Genomic DNA, 18087 nt, shown 5'->3' on the forward strand with positions numbered 1-18087 from the left:
ACGGAGACTCCTGCGGGATGAAAAGCCTAGATGAGACCCCGCAGTGCGATAAGCACGAGGAGGCTCATCAGCGCCCGCGGAAAGCGTAGTGTTTTTCCGGAGCGGTGACTACTTCTTTAATATATTGTTCGTATTTATTAAATGCTAAAATAAGCCGCGATGGCGTCGGCAATCCGGACTGATGCGTCGCCGTCTCCATACGGATTGGCTGCTTTGGCCATGTGTTCATAGACGTCTCCGTCACGCAGCAGCTCATCCGCCATTTGAAAAATTGCGTCCTCATCGGTGCCGGCCAATTTTAACGTGCCGGCTTCCAGACCTTCCGGGCGTTCGGTCGTGTTGCGCAGGACAAGAACCGGCACACCAAGAGATGGCGCCTCTTCCTGCACGCCGCCCGAATCGGTCATAATCACGTGCGATTTCGCCGCGAAGTTATGGAAGTCGACCACATCGAGCGGCTCCATCAGCTTAATCCGGTCGTCATCACCGAGAATGCTGGCCGCTGTTTCCTGAACAACCGGATTCAAATGCACAGGGTAAACGACATGAATGTCAGCGTGCGTATCCACGAGTCGTTTGATCGCCCGGAACATCTGCTCCATATGGCGGCCGAGGTTTTCCCGGCGGTGGGCGGTCACGAGAACAAGCCGCCTGCCGTCCGTTTCGTCCATGACAGGGCTGGTATAATCAGGATCAACCGTTGTTTTCAAAGCGTCAATCGCCGTGTTTCCGGTAACGACGATGCTATCGGCCGGTTTGTTTTCATCGAGCAGATTCTGTTTGGACGTATCGGTCGGCGAAAAATGCAAATCAGCCATGACGCCGGTCAGCTGCCGGTTCATCTCTTCCGGATACGGGGAATATTTATCCCACGTACGCAAGCCGGCCTCGACGTGACCGAGGGCAATCTGATTATAATAGGCGGCCAGTGACGCAGCAAATGTCGTTGTCGTATCCCCATGCACCAGCACCATATCCGGCTCGGTCTCCTTCATAACAGTGTCAAGGCCTTCCAGCGCACGCGTTGTCATCTGCGCAAGCGTTTGGTTCGCTGACATAATATTCAAGTCAACGTCCGGTGTGATGCCGAATATATCGAGCACTTGATCGAGCATTTCGCGGTGTTGCGCCGTTACAGCCACGATAGGATCAAATACATCGTCCCGTTTTTTCAGTTCGAGAACAAGCGGGGCCATTTTGATCGCTTCCGGCCTCGTCCCAAAAATGGTCATCACTTTTATCCGTCTCGTCATTATGTTTCCCCTCCATCCTTATGACGTCCGCGAGTGCATGCGCTATTTCGTTCCATATAACCGGTCGCCCGCATCACCAAGTCCGGGAACGATGAACCCATCATCGTTCAGTCGTTCATCCAGTGCTGCAAGGAAAATATCGACGTCCGGATGCTCGTTCTGAATGACCTCCACGCCTTCAGGGGCGCCGACGAGACACATGAGACGAATTTGTCTGGCTCCGCGCTTTTTAAGCGAGTAGATCGCGTCATTGGCTGATCCGCCGGTTGCAAGCATCGGATCGAGCACAATCAGCTCGCGTTCTTCTATATCAGACGGCAATTTTACGTAATATTCGTGTGGCGTCAATGTTTCCGGATCACGGTACATTCCGACATGACCGACACGTGCGGCGGGAATGAGATTCAGCATCCCGTCGACCATGCCAAGCCCGGCACGGAGAATCGGAATCAGACCGACTTTTTTACCGGCAAGGACATTCGTTGTTGCTTCCATCATCGGTGTCTCCGTTGTTTTTTCCTGCAGCGGAAAATTCCGTGTGATTTCAAACGCCATCAGCGCGGCGACCTCGTCCACCAGCTCACGGAATTCTTTCGTCCCCGTATGTTTGTCACGTATGTACGTCAATTTATGCTGAATCAGCGGATGATCCAGTACATGTACGTTTCCCATTGTTGCCGACACTCCTTCTTATAAATGGCATCTTTCAAATTGTACTGAAAAACGGACTAGGATGCAAGGAACCTTCGAGCAACGATCAGGCGTTAGCGAGACTGGGCAGTCGATGATCATATGGAGGGGCGGATATCAACCGGATTCAGAATTTATCGACCGGAGCGTGCGGGATATCAACCAGATTCGGAATTTATCAACCGGAGCGCGCAGGATATCAACCAGATTCGGAATTTATCAACCGGATCACGCGGGATATCAACCAGATTCTGAATTTATCGACCGGAGCGTGCGGGATATCAACCAGATTCGGAATTTATCAACCGGAGCGCGCGAGATATCAACCGGATTCTGAATTTATCGACCGGAGCGCGCAGGATATCAACCAGATTCTGGATTTATCGACCGGAGCGCGCGGGATTTCAACCAGATTCGGAATTAATCGACCGGAGCGCGGAGGATATCAACCAGATTCAGAATTTATCGACCGGAGCGCGCGGGATTTCAACCAGATTCTGAATTTATCAACCGGAGCGCGCAGGATATCAACCAGATTCTGAATTTATCAACCGGAGCGCGCAAGATATCAACCGGATTCTTGATTTATCGACCGGATCACGCGGGATATCAACCAGATTCAGAATTTATCGACCAGGGCGCGCACATATCAACCGGATCGCCTCGCAACATGGAATCTCTTTCTATGATTCCATACAAAAAGGATGCTCCCCTTTAAGGAACATCCTCATACGTTATTTGTAGATTGGAAATTGATTGGTGAGGCTTTGCACGCGGTCTTTGGCCTCCCGCAATACTTGCTCATCCTCATGATGTTTCAGAACAGTGGCGATGATTGATGCCACTTCTTTCATTTCCGCTTCTTTAAAGCCGCGTGTCGTCACGGCTGCGCTTCCCACGCGAAGACCGCTTGTGACAGATGGCTTTTCCTGATCGAAGGGAATAGTATTTTTGTTGGCCGTGATACCGATCTCGTCAAGCGCTTTTTCAGCGATGTCGCCCGTCAGCTCCAATGGGGTCACATCAATCAACACAATGTGATTATCGGTTCCGTCTGAGACGATGCGTGCTCCTTCTTGTTTCAAAGCATCGCTTAACGTCTGCGCGTTGCGAATAATTTGTTCCGAATATGTTTTGAAGTCATCGGACAATGCTTCTTTTAACGATACAGCTTTGGAGGCGATGATATGCATAAGCGGTCCGCCCTGCATGCGGGGGAAAACAGCTTTATCAATCGCTTTGGCGTACTTCTCTTTACACAAAATCATACCGCCACGGGGGCCGCGCAATGTTTTATGTGTGGTCGTTGTGACAAAATCGGCATACGGCACCGGATTGGAATGGAGCCCAGCTGCAATAAGCCCGGCAGGATGGGCTATGTCAGCCATCAAGTACGCACCGACCTCGTCAGCAATCTCCCGGAATTTGGCAAAATCAATCTCGCGCGGATAGGCACTGGCACCGGCTATAATCAATTTCGGCTGCACCTCTTTGGCACGTTCGAGCACCGCGTCATAGTCCAGCTTCTCCGTTTCGGGATCCACGCCATAGTCAACTACATGATACAGTTTTCCGCTGAAATTAACGGGGCTGCCGTGTGTCAGATGGCCGCCATGATTCAAATTCATGCCCAGTATCGTATCACCCGGGTCGAGCACGGAAAAATAAACAGCCATATTAGCTTGGGCACCCGAGTGCGGCTGGACGTTGGCATGATCGGCTCCGAACAATTCTTTTGCCCGATCGCGCGCCAAATTTTCCGCGACGTCGACATGTTCACACCCGCCGTAGTAGCGTTTACCTGGATAGCCTTCCGCGTATTTGTTCGTCAGCACCGATCCCATGGCTTCCATAACCGCTCCGGATACAAAATTTTCTGATGCAATCAATTCAATTTTATCGTGTTGACGATCCTTTTCTGCCTGTACAGCTTCAAACAGTTCCTTATCTTCTTTCAAATGGTCCATCGGTGGTTCCTCCTTTGGAATGTGGTCTGCTTTCATGGATGCTTCATCGCCCGTGAAGGGGCTGGGACAAAACGAACAAATCACTTCTGAATACGAACGATGTATTTAAAACGTTTCCTCCCGCTGGAATACCTGCCCCCGCGCTCATGTCATTAAGCAAATAATCCGAAACCATTCACAGACTAATGATACATTATCGTTCGTATCTTATTTAACGAAACGTCTTTTATCCCAGTCCCACTGGTTATTGAGATGGTGGATATGCCGCCCGTTTGCCCCCGACCAGCTTAGGTCGTGTGCGTGCTGCATTAACTCTGGCATGCCCGGCCGAACGATGATTGAACCGGAGCGGAATGGCCACTGGGCGCAGGTGCATGCCGATCATAGTTTCCCCGATATCGAGGCCGTGATCCGCGGTAATCGACTCGGCCAGAACGGCTTTGTCCATTTGCTGAAATGCAAGCGATGCTAACGAACCACCTGCTTCAGGGACCGGAATGGCCGTCACTTGTCGCAGTTGCCGCTCGTTCAATGTTTCTTTATCGACGACCAATGCGCGATTCAAATGTTCACAGCATTGAAAAGCGAGGGTGATGCCGGTTTTTTCCTTCAGTGATGTCAGTGCTTGAAAAATAATCGACGCCAGTTCTCCGCTTCCGGATGTGCCGATACGCTCACCGGCTACCTCGCTCGTGGAACAGCCGATGACAACCAGATCACCCTGCTGGAGATGGCCACTTGCTATCCATTCGTTGACGATTTGATCCATGTCCTGTTTGAGCTGTTGTTGGTCTTGTTCCATATCCGTCATCTAGCAACCCTCCAGAAAATATGTGATGTCTATCGATACTGCAGCTGCTTGCCTGTCATGCCTGCACGCACGTCAGGCAAGCACGCGTCTTTGTCATAAACGTTCCCGAGACCGGCCGGCTCCTCACTGCTGGTCCCTAATATTTTTCACCAATTCATCCACGTATGTTTCCAATTCATTCAGCGTTTCTTGATAAACGGCCAAGTCTCCGCCGAACGGATCGGAAATATCGTAATGAATAAGCCGTTTTTCCAAGCGTTCCATTTCTGCCCGCTCGTCCTGTGTCCCGGCTTTGCTGTTCAATTCATAGTCGGTATACCGTTGCTTCAGCTCATCCCATACGGCTTGATCCGACTGGGCGACGTATTCCTTCAACGTGTAGTATTTTTCCTGATAATCGGGATAGTCCAAAATCAATGATTGCTTATGCCGGGTCGTCATCGTGAGCACCACGTCCGCCCAGTTGAGCAAGTCGTCCGTCACCGGCTGGGATGTCGTATTTATGGTCAGACCCTTTTGCTTCAGCGCCTCAAGGGCCATATCATTCGGACTCTGGTTGTCAGGGGCAAATATACCTGCTGACTGCACCGTCGCATGAGGCAGACGATGTTTGGCCAGTGCTTCCGCCATCGGGCTGCGGCACGTATTACCGGTACATACAAACAATAGTTTCATGGATGAGCCTCCGATTGGTGTACTTTCTATCTAAATTATACCATAAAAATGGTCGTATTGTCAGAAAAAAGAGCAACCGATCAACGGCGAAATGTGGAAATTAAAAAGACTCTCCGCCATTACCGGCAGAAAGCCTGTCACCCGAACAAAATATACAGTCCAAATCCGCATAATATGCTTCCACCGAGAATTTCACTGTACACGCCGAGCAGCCCGTGCACTTTCCTGCCCAAAATCAGACCGATCCATGTGAGTACCATGCTGGTCGTTCCGAACGCCAGAAGTGTGACCACGGTGCGCACGTTGGACAAACCGAGACTGAGACCGACGGAAAAGCTGTCCAGACTGACACTGAGTGCAAAAAATAAAAGGCCAATACCCACTGGCTGGGCTAATTGTGGTGTTTCATGATTAAACGCGGAAAAAACCATTTGGGCCCCGATGCCGAACAGCAGCAATCCCCCGGCAAGTACCGTGTAGTCGCCAATTTGGCTCGAAATGGCTTGTCCCAGTAAAATACCGATAAATGGCATAAGGACATGAAAAAACCCAATAATGATTCCAATCAAAGCAATGCGCTTCAGCCTGAGTTTTTGCATTCCCAAACCAAGGCTGACGGAAAATGCATCCATCCCAAGCGCCATCGCCATAAGCATGAGGGATACCAACTCCCCCGCATAATAGGCTGTCATTTCCAATCCTCTCCCCGGACAAGCTAATTCAGCCTATGCAGGAGAGGACGCATATATGCCTAATACCGAGAAAATGGGCGCTTTTATGGAGAAGTCATTGCCAGAACGGTTGGTGACACCATTCGCTTCCAGACTTGCCGTTAAGGGGAGATATAATCGGATGCTGCTTTTTGCAAGCGATTCATAACGGCCTGTCCAATGTTTGTTTTCGGAAACGTCTCACATAAAATAACATCGATATCCTCGTATTTGAACAGGCGCAGGGCGTCATAAATGCTGGCAGCCACTTCGGACAGGTCCGACCCGAGTGGAATGACGTTATCCGCCTTCAGTCTCGCCGCCATTTGTGTCTGCGCCATGACGCCGACGCGTTTGTTGTGCCGGTGCTGGCGGTCAATCACCGCTTGTATGGCGGCAGCTGACCCGTCCACCAGCCACATCGGAACGTCCGGTGCATAGTGGGTGTACTTCATGCCGGGTGCTTTCGGTTTCTCGCCGGTGGTTGCGAGTGCTGGGTCGACCATAACGGTGCCACATACTGTTTCCAGTTGCTCTTTTGTGATGCCGCCCGGGCGCAAAATAACCGGTATGTCCTGGGTACAGTCGATCACCGTTGATTCCACACCAACCCCGGTCGGTCCCGCATCCACAAGGCCGGCTATTTTTCCGTGCAGATCCGCCCACACGTGTTCGGCTATTGTCGGACTTGGTTTGCCGGATAGATTGGCACTTGGCGCGGCAATCGGGGTATCGCATGCTTCTAGCAATGCCTGGGCCACCGGGTGATCCGGAATGCGCACACCGATTGTGGATAACCCGGCTGTCACGTTACGGGCGCACGTGCCATTTTCCGGAAGCACTAACGTTATCGGTCCAGGCATGAACGCGTTGATCAGCTGCTCAGCCACTGGGGAAGGTTCATCCGTCAATCGACGCAGCTGCTGTTTGGTGGCGACATGTGCAATGAGCGGGTTATCTTCCGGCCGTTCTTTGGCCCGGAAGATACCTGAGACGGCTGCTTCATTCGTTGCATCGGCCCCCAGTCCATATACCGTTTCAGTCGGAAATGCAACCGTCCATCCGTTCCGCAACAGCCCGGAGGCGTCGTTGATCGCTTGTTGATCCATGTCATCGTGATGAATGGTCCATCGTTTCGTTTCCATCGTCACTGTCCTCCATTTCCAACCTACATTGTAGACGATGGCGGAATGATACGCAAAGACTGTTTTTCCTCCATCATGCCATGACTGGAATCACATTCTAGAAGCCTATCATTTGTCATCCACAAGTGCATCCACAACTGATTTCCAGAACCCATCTGTTTGGTCATTCTAGTTCCGGACATGCAACGAAAACAGTATGCGTTTATCAACACCATGTGTATAAAATTTTCAACTTATACACAAATACCCACATGTTATCAACAGAAATCAGTGGATAAGTGGTGAGTTTTCCTCAAGAAACGTTGTACATCCACCAATTTCCGGTTTCAATTGGTTGATCCTGCACCCATTTGTTTTCTTTTTGTGGATAAAACTGCAATGCCTCGAGCAACACATCGACCATTGGCTGGTGACTGTGGACAAATATGTGTTTTGCTTGTTTTTCCTTGGCTAACGTCAGAATGGTTTCCAAAAGGACTGGTAACGATTCAGCGGCGTTTTTCGTGACATAGAGTTGCTTCAGCCAGTAGATTCCCTCTTCCACAGTGTCCAAAACAAAACAGCCTTCAATCGCTCCCTCTATTTCAACAACATAGCCTTTATTCAGCAGTAGATTCCCTTGGACGTCGTCATTGTTTTCCAGAAAGGTTTCCAGTTTGTCAGTTGGTGCGCGATTCGCTGCGATCAATTCCATTTTCTTCACCTCGGCGATTAATAGTTATGTTTCTATCATGATATGCCGAAACTAGATAACCTATGACTAGTCGAACCATTTAAAGAGAAAAAACTCCACGTTGGCCTCGTCTTTCGCCTGTTTGTCGTCATCGGATTCGTCGGTTTCGTCGTCACCCTTGCTCTCAGCCTGCGCCGCGCTCGTTCCATTGGAAAAATCCAAAAAACACAATGGAGGAAACAACACACACCACCAATTCGACCCGTTTCCTTCACCAAGCGTGATCAGCACGGCTTCGTATTCACCGGCAGGATACAACAATGATCCGTACAACTTAGCGGGGAACGTGATATTTTCCCCATATTCTACCTCCGCTGCCGTTTCAACGTTCTCTTCCTCCAATACATCGTCAACGATTTGTCGGATATCAGGCATACGGTTTTCAATCATTGACCGCGCCTTGTTAATGCTGGTTATGTCTTCAACCCAGTCCGTAATGGCAGCATTTACCGCATCACGGACTTTCCGCTTCACTTCTTGGTCGTCCGGTTTGTCGCTGTTAGCTAAAATACGCAGCCGAATGGCCTCATCCGGTATGACCTTTATATCGGATTCGTCATTGGATTGGTCATTGGAATCTATTTCATCACTTGCACTCGTAAAAGGCATCGAAAATAATAGAATAAAAAATATAAAGACCGCAAATAGAATCTTAATCTGCCTCATTTGAAAAATCCCCTCTCCAACCTGTTTAGCAACAGTCTGGACAAGGGAAGCCAAAAACATACGGGTCATTGAGCAGTTATTTACTCATTGAGCAGCGTGGATGATGCGGTTGTGTTGATTGATGTCCTGTATGGTATGAATCGCACTATCCGGCATGGCCTGTTGGAGCAGGGTTGAGACAGACTCGCTCTGTTCATAGCCGATTTCCAAAAATACGTGTCCCGGCTTACGCAGGATTTTGGGCACGTCAGCTATGATGGCTTTATACGCGTCCAAGCCGTCATCTCCTGCAAACAACGCCAATGCCGGGTCAAAATCTTTAACTGTGTCGGCAAGATCGGGTTTGGCGTGTTCAGCTACATAAGGCGGATTGGACACGATGATGTCCGGCCGGATGGTGTTGCTGATCAGGGGCGCGAGGTAATCACCGTGCAGAAACCGCACATCCGCACCGAGCATGATGGCATTAGTCCCGGCCATGTCAAGCGCCTCTTGTGACACGTCCGTTGCATAGACCGTGGCTCGCGGCAATTCCAGGGCCAGTGTTACGGCAATTACACCGCTCCCGGTACCGATATCAGCAATCGTCAACGGCCCCCGCGGAACGGTGCGGATCACCTTTTCAACCAGTTCTTCCGTTTCCGGTCGTGGAATGAGGGTGTGCCGATTCACGTGAAATTCCCGCCCGTAAAAGGATGCCTTTCCCGTGAGATGCTCCAGCGGCACACCAGATGTTACATGCTGGTGGATACCGTTCCAAAATCGCTCGGCAACTGCCTCAGGGACCGATTCGCGCAACATCGTGAGCATCTCGGTTCGTGAGACGCCCAGACAGTCCAGCAGCAGCCATTCAGCTAAGGCAGGCTCCCGTCCATTTTCTTGTAAAAAAAGAGACGCCCGGCGTAGGACGTCATGCAGCTTCTCCACATTGGTTGCCATTATTTATTCACCAATTTCCTCCAGTTTTTTCGTTTGCTCTTCCAAAAGCAAGGCATCGATAAACTCATCCAACTTGCCCTCCATGACTTGGTCGAGCTTTTGCAAGGTAAGCCCGATGCGATGATCGGTGACGCGTGTCTGCGGAAAGTTGTACGTACGGATGCGCTCCGATCGGTCACCGGTACCCACTGCGGATTTGCGGTTTTCATCAATCTCCGCCTGGGCTTCCTGTTGGTACTTGTCATAAATGCGCGCACGCAGTACTTTCATCGCTTTTTCCCTGTTTTTAATCTGGGATTTTTCATCCTGACAGGAAACGACGATACCGGTCGGATCATGGGTCAAGCGCACCGCTGACATCGTCGTGTTGACGCTTTGCCCGCCGGGTCCACTGGATGCGAACGTGTCCACGCGGATGTCTTTATCATTGAGTTCCACTTCCACATCTTCCGCTTCCGGCAAAACAGCTACCGTGGCCGTTGACGTATGAATGCGACCGCCGGATTCAGTGTCAGGGACACGCTGTACGCGGTGGGCGCCGTTTTCGTATTTCAGCTTGGAATAGGCTCCGGTCCCATTCACCATAAAGATAATCTCCTTATAACCGCCCACTCCGGTCGTCGTCGCCTCAACAACGTCGATTTTCCAGCCATGATGTTCGGCGTATTTGACATACATCCGGTACAAATCACCGGCAAACAAAGCGGCTTCGTCACCGCCTGCTGCCGCGCGCACCTCCATAAAGACGTTCTTATCATCGTTGGGGTCTTTCGGCAAAAGCAGAAGCCGCAACCGTTCTTCCAGCTGCTCCTTGTCAGTGGTGAGTTGTTCGATTTCCGACTTGGCCATATCCTTCATGTCGTCATCCGACTCTTCAGCTAACATGTCTTTCGCCTCGTCCAGCTGCTGCGTCACGTCTTGATATTTCCGATAGGCCTGGACCACTTCTTCAAGGTCGGATTGTTCCTTGGAATATTCGCGCAATTTACTGGTATCATTGATGATTTCCGGATCACTGAGCAGTTCATTTAACGTGTCATACCGTTCTTCAAGCGATTGCAATCGTTCTAACACAACGGTCACCTCTTTTCGATTAACAGTATAATTATAATATACGGGGGCAGGGAGGTCAAAATGAAACGGCGATGTGGGTCCACAGACTTGGTTGGTTCTGGCAATACGGCTGGTCGAATCAGGTACAACGAGAGCGGATGGTACGACGAGGTCGGCCGTTATTGCGGGTGATTCGGTTGGTTTACAGGACATTTCAGCCGCACGGGGCGATGATTCGGTCAGTTTTGGGCTCAGATTCGGTCGGTTTCCGCATGAATTCGGTCAAATGACACGGGAATTCAGTTAGTTATCCCACAAAAAAAGAGCGCCGGAGCACTCTTTCTTTTACTTAATTAACTGCCGCTGCTGTCACGGTTCTAGGTTTGTCCGGGACATCATGATGGTGACGGCACCTTGGTTCATACGACTCCGATGCGCCGACCATAATGACCGGATCATGATACGAGGCGGGATGGCCATTAATTAGTCGCTGGGTGCGGCTTGCGGGAGATCCACAAATCGGACAAATGGCATTCAGTTTGGAGACCGATTCGCTTCGTGCCATCAATGTCGGCATTGGACCAAACGATTCACCGCGGAAGTCCGTATCCAAGCCGGCTGCCAACACACAAGTCCCTCTATTCGCTAATGTCTCGACAGCAGCAACAATACCGTCGTCAAAAAACTGCACCTCGTCCACACCGACAACATCTAAATGGCGGTTGCGGACACTATCCAGCAAATCCGCCGCATCGCGTACCGGGTGTGCCATAATCGAGGTTCCATTATGTGACACGACGGAATCCTCGGCAAACCGATCATCGATAGACGGTTTAAACATTTGTACAGTTAAATGACCATAGGCAGCACGACGCACTCGTCGGATGAGTTCTTCCGATTTTCCGGAGAACATGCTGCCGCAAATGACTTCCACCCACCCGTTTTGGTTCATAACGTGCATGACAGGATCTCCCTTCCAGAAACACCTTTACTATGTAGTCTGTGGATAATGACTTTGACATATCCCGGCCGTAAAAGTGAAAAACAGGCAAAATGGATGCTTTGCCTGTTTTTCAACCAGCATTCAAGCCAGTTTTACCGGGAATAACCGGTTTCCATTTTTTGTCTCAGCTAAGATGAACCGACTAACAGCTATGTCGCCGTTGACCGAGCCCGTTCATCTTTCTGCCTAATCCAGTTCCGTGTGCTAGCGGCTCGTGTCGTAAGTAATAAACCCTCCGAACGGGAAAATCGCCGTTCTGCGGTTTTCTTACTTACGCATGTCGCCGCTGACCGAGCACACTCCACTTTTTAACCAATCCAGATTCGACTCCTAGAAGCTGCCGTCATAAGCAATGGCCTTCCAAACGCCAAAAACCAGGCGTTTTACAGCCCCTTGCTTATGAGTCCGCTTCTGATCAGTCGTCTCAGCTTTTTGTCTTACTTCATGTTATATTTGCGTTTGAATCGGTCGACGCGTCCGCCGGCTTTGTCTGCTTTTTGCTGACCGGTATAGAACGGGTGTGACGCTGAGCTGATTTCAACGCGGATTAACGGATACGTGTTGCCGTCTTCCCATTCGATGGTTTCATCGGATGAGGCTGTGGATCCGCTCATGAATTTAACTTCCGAGCTTGTGTCCAAAAACACGACGTTTCTGTATTCCGGATGGATATCCTGTTTCATAATTTTTCCACTCCTTTTTGCCCTGTAACCTATGGAAACAGAGTAATTGCAACATCCAGACAGGTACTGACGATACCCTAAAACTCACATAAAAAGATTATAACAGCGCACCGTTATGATTGCAATAGCCGTCAGTCATCCGTCACGTTTTTGTCTTCTTCCGCTTCATTTCCTCATCCATTTTCTGTAAGAATTCCTCGTTATTTTTCGTGGCGCGCATGCGTTTTAAAAACCGGTCCAGGAATTGCTGGGAATCCTGCATCGTTTTACGGATCGTCCAGTTTTTATCAAGATGATCTTTGGAAACGAGCAATTCTTCTTTCCGCGTGCCTGATTTCAGAATATCGATGGAAGGGAAAATCCTGCGTTCGGCCAGGCTGCGATCCAAGTGGAGCTCCATGTTACCTGTTCCTTTAAATTCTTCATAGATGACATCATCCATCCGTGACCCTGTATCGATGAGTGTCGTTGCCAGCGCTGTGAAACTTCCGCCTTCTTCAATATTTCGCGCTGCTCCGAAAAATCGCTTCGGTCGGTGAAATGCCGCCGGATCAATACCACCGGAAAGTGTTCGGCCGCTCGGTGGAATGACCAGGTTATAAGCACGGGTAAGTCGTGTAATGCTGTCCATTAAAACAACGACGTCGTGCTTTTGTTCCACCAGACGCATGGCACGCTCGAGCACCAGTTCCGAGACTTTAATATGGCTTTCGGGAACCTCATCAAATGTCGAGCTGACAACATCCACATCGGAATGGACCGATCGTTCAATATCCGTCACTTCTTCCGGACGTTCATCCACCAGTAAAATAATCAGTTTCGCACTCGGATGGTTGGTCGAAATGCTGTTGGCTATTTCTTTCAACAGCATGGTCTTTCCGGCTTTTGGCGGTGCGACGATCAGGCCGCGTTGTCCAAATCCAACCGGTGTCATTAAATCAATAATGCGGGTGGATAGATTTTTTGACTGCCGTTCCAACGGCATGAATCTATCGGGATATAATGCCGTCAGTGCTGGAAAGTGGACGCGTTCCTTAGCGGTCTCCGGGTCTTCCTCGTTGACCGCATCAACGTGCAAAATCCCGTAATAGCGTTCATTCTCTTTTGGCGGGCGAACTTTCCCTGATACTTTATCACCGTTGCGTAAATCAAACCGACGAATTTGTGACGCGGAAATGTAAATGTCTTCTGTACTCGGGGAATAGTTGATGGGTCGGAGAAAGCCGAATCCTTCTGATGGAATAATTTCCAAGATTCCGTCCATAAACAAAAAGCCGTCTTTTTCCGCCTGTGCTTTTAATATGGCAAAAATCAGTTCCCGCTTTGTCATTTTTGCATAATACGATACTTTATATTCCCTGGCCAGAGCATAGATGTCTTTTAAAGTCAATGTCTCCAGATGGGAAATGCTTAATGATGCCATTCAATCACCACACTTATTCATTTTGCATACGATTAATGAAACCAATCGTTGACGGCTGTATGAAGCACGTCACCGCTGTTCAATGTTTCTTTTTGTATTACTGATTGGCAGGTTTCAGGCGTGTACACGCTGCTGAGTGGCAGGCTTGTCCAGAATGACACGTGGACGGCTTATCCTATTCCGTTTGCCTGAACATATCAAAGAAATGGAAGAGTAACCGGAAGCTAGAATAGAAGTTCGTCTATCATTATAGTTTGACCGTTCACCTCAATAAATAAACATATACCATGATAACCTGTTACGCGTCAATAATCAACTCTATTGTTTTATTTTTTTGGATAGTAATGAGGAATTTTATTGCTGGTGACAAGGAATAAACACCCACGTTTGGATCCTTCCTTGCCTGTCGTGGTTATCGTGAATCCGATTGGGAAATGGTTAAAATGAAGAAGAAAGCCGGACATGCAGCTTTCTTCCTAAGATCATTCGATATCTCGATGTCGGCCATGGGTTACGGCTGAATAACGAGATTCGGTTTTTTATCCAGGCTGTGTTCACCGTCAATGAAGCGGATGGTCCCGCTTTTGGCACGCATAACAACCGTTTGGGTCGTTGCCTTCGCTCCTTTGAACTGAACGCCCTGTAATAGTTCGCCATCGGTTACACCGGTTGCGGCAAAAATCGCATCATCACCGCCGCAAAAGTCATTCATATAATATACTTTTTCCAAGTCCGCGATGCCCATTCGGTTGCAACGGGCAACGTCGTCATCGTTGGCCGGCATCAGTTTCCCCTGTATTTCACCGCCGAGGCATTTCAGCGCAACCGCACTCAGGACGCCCTCGGGAGCACCGCCAATGCCCATTAAAATATCGACGCCCGTGTCATCGAATGCCGTATTCATGGCCGCAGCCACATCGCCATCTGGAATCAATTTAATGCGCGCGCCGGCCGATCGGATGTCCTCAATCAATTCCGCATGACGCGGCCGGTCAAGAACGATGGCAACCAAGTCTTCCATGGCTTTATTCCGTGCTTTGGCAACAGCTTCGAGATTGTCTTTCACCGATGCGTTAATGTCAATTTTGCCAACGGATTCTGACCCGACAGCAATTTTTTTCATATGCATGTCCGGAGCATGCAGCAGATTTTTTGCATCAGCAATTGCTATGACCGACAAGGCGTTCCATGTCCCTTGAGCAACGATGTTTGTCCCTTCCAACGGGTCGACCGCAACATCCACTTTTGGCCCCGAGCCTGTGCCGAGATTTTCCCCAATATAAAGCATGGGCGCTTCATCTTTTTCCCCTTCACCGATGACGACGGTTCCCTGCATGGGAATGGTGTCAAATACATCGCGCATGGCTGACGTTGCCGCGTCATCCGCCTCATTTTTTTTGCCGCGCCCCATCCAGCGTGCTGATGATTGTGCGGCCGCTTCTGTCACGCGAACCAGTTCCATGGTTAAGCTTCGTTCCATTTTTCCCTCTCCTTTTTCATGAAAATATCCTCATCCCAAAAGGACGTCTATACGGAGGGTTCTCATGTTTTTATCGTGTGATGTATAGCAATGTTCCAGTCTTCAGCGGCTGGCTCCGTACCTCACTATGCGGTCGCTCTCGAGCTTTTGTCAGGAATTTTGAAATTGTTCGATTTCCTGTTCATTCATTTCTTCTCGCCATACGTTGGCACCGAGGCTGTTCAGTTTCTCAGTCAATTGTTCATAACCCCGGTCAATGTGTTCAATACCTGAGATTTCGGTGACACCTTTTGCCATCAAACCGGCAATGACCAGTGAGGCACCTGCACGCAGATCACTGGCTGTGACACGAGCACCTTCCAGTTGAGTGGGACCCGACACAATGGCTGAGCCGCCCTCGACTTTTATCGATGCATTCATTCGCCGCAATTCATCAATGTGTTTTAAACGTGCAGAGTAAATGGTATCGGTGACGACGCCAGTGTTGTTGGCTTTAGTCAGCAGGGTCGTAAACGGCTGCTGCAGATCGGTCGGAAATCCGGGGTATACCAATGTTTTGACATCAACACTGTTTAGCGGTTTTTTCGGAGCAATCAATAGTCGCTCATCACCTTCGTCGATCCGTACACCCATCTCCCGCAGTTTGGCCAGGACGGGTTCCAGGTGTTGTGAGATGACATTATCAATAATGACTTCATCACCTTGTGCCGCTGCGGTGATCGCGTAGGTGCCGGCTTCAATCCGGTCCGGGATAATGACATGCTGACACCCATTCAACGACGGCACCCCTTCAATGCGAATGACATCCGTTCCGACCCCTTTGATCTTGGCTCCCATATTCGTCAGAAGGGTCGCCACATCGATAATTTCCGGTTCTTTTGCGGCATTTTCAATAATCGTTTTTCCTTTTGCCTTGACAGCGGCAAGCATGATATTAATGGTTGCTCCGACGCTGACGACATCAAGATAAATTCTGGCACCGCGAAGTTCATTGGCACGGAGGTAAATGGCGCCCTGCTCATTGGTAACTGTGGCACCAAGCGCTTCAAACCCTTTAATGTGCTGATCAATTGGGCGCGGACCTAGATGACAGCCGCCGGGAAGGCCAATCACAGCTTGATTGAATTTGCCCAGCATCGCACCCATGAAATAGTACGAGGCACGGAGCTTTTTCACTTTTCCATTCGGGAGCGGCATCGAGACGATATTGGCGGGATCAATATGGACTGTCCGACCGTCCCAGTTAACATGACCGCCAATTTCCTCGAGTAAGTCACCCAAATCATAAACATCGGATATGTTCGGCAATCCTTCAATCGCGACGTGGGAGTCAGCCAATAATGCCGCCGGAAGCAGCGCCACAGCACTGTTTTTAGCACCATGAACCTGGACATTTCCATTTAGTAAATGGCCACCTTCAATCAGTATCTTTTGCAATGGTGAGCACCTCTCTTAACAAACGCTAAGATGTGAGCGAATGCTCCAGTGGCAAACGTCCGACTGGAAAAGGCTGCAACCAGCGGCCGGCATTCGCTTGTCACTTTATCATGTACGTTTTTTCCAGTTTTATGCACTTAATTTGATTTATTCCAGTCGGCCAAAAATTTCTCAATCCCCTGATCGGTCAATGGGTGTTTCACAAGCTGATCGAACACTTTATACGGAATCGTCGCGATGTGCGCACCATGTTTGGCTGCATTCGTTACATGCAATGGATGCCTGATCGATGCCGCGATAATTTCCGTTCCAATATCGTGCAGGTCAAATATCTCCCTAATCGATTCAATCAATGCCATGCTGTCATGACCAATGTCATCCAGACGGCCTAAAAACGGTGAAACGTATGATGCACCGGCGCGAGCAGCCAGCAATGCCTGGTTGGCACTGAACACTAAGGTGACATTCGTTTTTATGTTCATATCGCTGAATGCTTTGACAGCTTTCAAGCCTTCCAGTGTCATCGGGACTTTTACCGTGATATTCGGCGCGATGGATGCCAACTCTTTGCCCTCGGTAATCATACCCTGCGCATCTTCGGAGACGACTTCAGCGCTGACAGAGCCAGATACTTCATTGGTGATTTCCTTCAAGCGTTCATGAAAGGAGACCCCTTCCTTGGACACAAGACTTGGGTTGGTCGTTACTCCGGCCAAAACACCAAGTTCGTTAGCTGACCGGACTTCATCAATATTGGCAGTATCCACGAAAAATTTCATTAATCTATCCCTCTCTTTCAATAACTACACACATGTCCATATGCATCATAAACCAATATCCGAAAAAAACTGTAATATAAGAATACCAATTTGAACGGTCCATGGCAAGCAGAAATCAAAATGTGCGGCCATCGTTTACCATGACCGCACATCTTTTCATAATAATAATCAATTCGTCCCCAATAGACCTTTGGTGGATGTGCAAACGTTTTCCACATCGAACGGTTTGCCGATCACTTCTTTGACCATGCTGAATTGTTCCGACACTTTCTCGATGTCCTCGATCATACCGCTCATGATAATGGACGGAATGTGCATCCGATCCCGTTCCAGTTGCTCCAACACTTGCACACCGTCAACCACAGGAAGCTTGTAATCCAGCATAAGCAAATCAAACGACCTTGCATAAAGAGAATCAAGTGCTTCTTTCCCGGTTTCCGCGGTTGTCACACAATATCCTTCATTTGTAAACATTTCCTTGAGCAGCAGTCGCACACCTGGCTGGTCATCCACCACAAGTATATCCTTGGATTCCATCATTAACGTCATCCCCTAAGTTTAAGACGGTTAGCAATCGTTACATTTTATTCCTTGTATTGGTTTTATATTCTTCATAAATGGCTTAAAATCCTGTTATTTA

18 protein-coding genes are annotated in these 18087 nt (G+C 49.3%); all 18 read right to left on the bottom strand.

From position 1 onward, the window contains the following. Nucleotides 1-137: 137 nt before the first annotated feature. Nucleotides 138-1253 carry a non-hydrolyzing UDP-N-acetylglucosamine 2-epimerase gene (gene wecB, locus ACZ5Q7_RS03185; protein WP_343751719.1) on the bottom strand — a complete coding sequence of 372 codons (1116 nt, stop codon included), beginning with the start codon at nucleotides 1251-1253 and terminating at the stop codon, nucleotides 138-140. Nucleotides 1254-1295: 42 nt separating this feature from the next. Next, the gene (upp, locus tag ACZ5Q7_RS03190) at nucleotides 1296-1925 is read right to left on the bottom strand and encodes a uracil phosphoribosyltransferase (RefSeq protein ID WP_343751718.1); all 630 of its coding nucleotides are present in this window, start codon (nucleotides 1923-1925) and stop codon (nucleotides 1296-1298) included. Between the two features lie 752 nt (nucleotides 1926-2677). After that, nucleotides 2678-3910, bottom strand: coding sequence for a serine hydroxymethyltransferase (locus tag ACZ5Q7_RS03195; RefSeq protein WP_343751717.1), 1233 nt, complete (start codon nucleotides 3908-3910; stop codon nucleotides 2678-2680). Nucleotides 3911-4154: 244 nt separating this feature from the next. Continuing rightward, nucleotides 4155-4712 (bottom strand): TIGR01440 family protein, encoded by a 558-nt coding sequence (locus ACZ5Q7_RS03200; protein WP_425542354.1) that lies wholly within the window; start codon nucleotides 4710-4712, stop codon nucleotides 4155-4157. Between the two features lie 132 nt (nucleotides 4713-4844). After that, entirely contained in the window at nucleotides 4845-5396 is a 552-nt protein-coding gene (locus ACZ5Q7_RS03205; RefSeq protein WP_343751716.1) for a low molecular weight protein arginine phosphatase, read from the bottom strand. A gap of 137 nt (nucleotides 5397-5533) precedes the next feature. Then, complete coding sequence (locus tag ACZ5Q7_RS03210) at nucleotides 5534-6088, bottom strand: manganese efflux pump MntP (protein WP_343751715.1); 555 nt, start codon at nucleotides 6086-6088, stop codon at nucleotides 5534-5536. Between the two features lie 140 nt (nucleotides 6089-6228). Beyond that, on the bottom strand, nucleotides 6229-7251 hold the full coding sequence (locus ACZ5Q7_RS03215) for an L-threonylcarbamoyladenylate synthase (RefSeq protein WP_343751714.1): 1023 nt from the start codon (nucleotides 7249-7251) through the stop codon (nucleotides 6229-6231). Nucleotides 7252-7543: 292 nt separating this feature from the next. Further along, nucleotides 7544-7945 carry a GNAT family N-acetyltransferase gene (locus tag ACZ5Q7_RS03220; protein ID WP_343751713.1) on the bottom strand — a complete coding sequence of 134 codons (402 nt, stop codon included), beginning with the start codon at nucleotides 7943-7945 and terminating at the stop codon, nucleotides 7544-7546. Between the two features lie 66 nt (nucleotides 7946-8011). Beyond that, nucleotides 8012-8650, bottom strand: coding sequence for a stage II sporulation protein R (spoIIR, locus tag ACZ5Q7_RS03225; protein WP_343751712.1), 639 nt, complete (start codon nucleotides 8648-8650; stop codon nucleotides 8012-8014). 84 nt (nucleotides 8651-8734) lie between these two features. Further along, nucleotides 8735-9589 carry a peptide chain release factor N(5)-glutamine methyltransferase gene (prmC, locus tag ACZ5Q7_RS03230; RefSeq protein WP_343751711.1) on the bottom strand — a complete coding sequence of 285 codons (855 nt, stop codon included), beginning with the start codon at nucleotides 9587-9589 and terminating at the stop codon, nucleotides 8735-8737. A 3-nt stretch (nucleotides 9590-9592) separates the two neighbouring features. Further along, nucleotides 9593-10663: a peptide chain release factor 1 gene (prfA, locus tag ACZ5Q7_RS03235; RefSeq protein ID WP_343751710.1), complete on the bottom strand. Its 1071-nt coding sequence runs from the start codon at nucleotides 10661-10663 to the stop codon at nucleotides 9593-9595. Between the two features lie 328 nt (nucleotides 10664-10991). Next, nucleotides 10992-11603 carry a thymidine kinase gene (locus ACZ5Q7_RS03240; protein WP_343751708.1) on the bottom strand — a complete coding sequence of 204 codons (612 nt, stop codon included), beginning with the start codon at nucleotides 11601-11603 and terminating at the stop codon, nucleotides 10992-10994. Nucleotides 11604-12082: 479 nt separating this feature from the next. Then, nucleotides 12083-12328, bottom strand: coding sequence for a type B 50S ribosomal protein L31 (locus tag ACZ5Q7_RS03245; protein WP_343751707.1), 246 nt, complete (start codon nucleotides 12326-12328; stop codon nucleotides 12083-12085). Nucleotides 12329-12470: 142 nt separating this feature from the next. Then, a complete protein-coding gene (gene rho, locus ACZ5Q7_RS03250; protein ID WP_343751706.1) occupies nucleotides 12471-13751 on the bottom strand; it encodes a transcription termination factor Rho in 1281 nt (426 codons plus the stop codon). A gap of 511 nt (nucleotides 13752-14262) precedes the next feature. Next, nucleotides 14263-15231 carry a class II fructose-bisphosphatase gene (glpX, locus tag ACZ5Q7_RS03255; protein ID WP_343751705.1) on the bottom strand — a complete coding sequence of 323 codons (969 nt, stop codon included), beginning with the start codon at nucleotides 15229-15231 and terminating at the stop codon, nucleotides 14263-14265. Nucleotides 15232-15381: 150 nt separating this feature from the next. Beyond that, a complete protein-coding gene (locus ACZ5Q7_RS03260) occupies nucleotides 15382-16668 on the bottom strand; it encodes a UDP-N-acetylglucosamine 1-carboxyvinyltransferase (protein WP_343751704.1) in 1287 nt (428 codons plus the stop codon). 137 nt (nucleotides 16669-16805) lie between these two features. Then, the gene (fsa, locus tag ACZ5Q7_RS03265; RefSeq protein ID WP_343751703.1) at nucleotides 16806-17447 is read right to left on the bottom strand and encodes a fructose-6-phosphate aldolase; all 642 of its coding nucleotides are present in this window, start codon (nucleotides 17445-17447) and stop codon (nucleotides 16806-16808) included. A gap of 168 nt (nucleotides 17448-17615) precedes the next feature. Next, entirely contained in the window at nucleotides 17616-17987 is a 372-nt protein-coding gene (locus ACZ5Q7_RS03270; protein WP_343751702.1) for a response regulator, read from the bottom strand. Nucleotides 17988-18087: the final 100 nt, after the last annotated feature.

Source organism: Lentibacillus halophilus (genome assembly GCF_055395055.1).

Coding starts and splice junctions, on each gene's coding strand:
- ACZ5Q7_RS03240 (WP_343751708.1), bottom strand. CDS start 11,603: ATGCACGTTATGAACCAAAACGGGTGGGTGGAAGTCATTTGCGGCAGC.
- upp (WP_343751718.1), bottom strand. CDS start 1,925: ATGGGAAACGTACATGTACTGGATCATCCGCTGATTCAGCATAAATTG.
- ACZ5Q7_RS03200 (WP_425542354.1), bottom strand. CDS start 4,712: ATGGAACAAGACCAACAACAGCTCAAACAGGACATGGATCAAATCGTC.
- fsa (WP_343751703.1), bottom strand. CDS start 17,447: ATGAAATTTTTCGTGGATACTGCCAATATTGATGAAGTCCGGTCAGCT.
- ACZ5Q7_RS03245 (WP_343751707.1), bottom strand. CDS start 12,328: ATGAAACAGGATATCCATCCGGAATACAGAAACGTCGTGTTTTTGGAC.
- ACZ5Q7_RS03210 (WP_343751715.1), bottom strand. CDS start 6,088: ATGACAGCCTATTATGCGGGGGAGTTGGTATCCCTCATGCTTATGGCG.
- ACZ5Q7_RS03220 (WP_343751713.1), bottom strand. CDS start 7,945: ATGGAATTGATCGCAGCGAATCGCGCACCAACTGACAAACTGGAAACC.
- ACZ5Q7_RS03270 (WP_343751702.1), bottom strand. CDS start 17,987: ATGATGGAATCCAAGGATATACTTGTGGTGGATGACCAGCCAGGTGTG.
- glpX (WP_343751705.1), bottom strand. CDS start 15,231: ATGGAACGAAGCTTAACCATGGAACTGGTTCGCGTGACAGAAGCGGCC.
- ACZ5Q7_RS03205 (WP_343751716.1), bottom strand. CDS start 5,396: ATGAAACTATTGTTTGTATGTACCGGTAATACGTGCCGCAGCCCGATG.
- prmC (WP_343751711.1), bottom strand. CDS start 9,589: ATGGCAACCAATGTGGAGAAGCTGCATGACGTCCTACGCCGGGCGTCT.
- wecB (WP_343751719.1), bottom strand. CDS start 1,253: ATGACGAGACGGATAAAAGTGATGACCATTTTTGGGACGAGGCCGGAA.
- ACZ5Q7_RS03215 (WP_343751714.1), bottom strand. CDS start 7,251: ATGGAAACGAAACGATGGACCATTCATCACGATGACATGGATCAACAA.
- rho (WP_343751706.1), bottom strand. CDS start 13,751: ATGGCATCATTAAGCATTTCCCATCTGGAGACATTGACTTTAAAAGAC.
- spoIIR (WP_343751712.1), bottom strand. CDS start 8,650: ATGAGGCAGATTAAGATTCTATTTGCGGTCTTTATATTTTTTATTCTA.
- ACZ5Q7_RS03195 (WP_343751717.1), bottom strand. CDS start 3,910: ATGGACCATTTGAAAGAAGATAAGGAACTGTTTGAAGCTGTACAGGCA.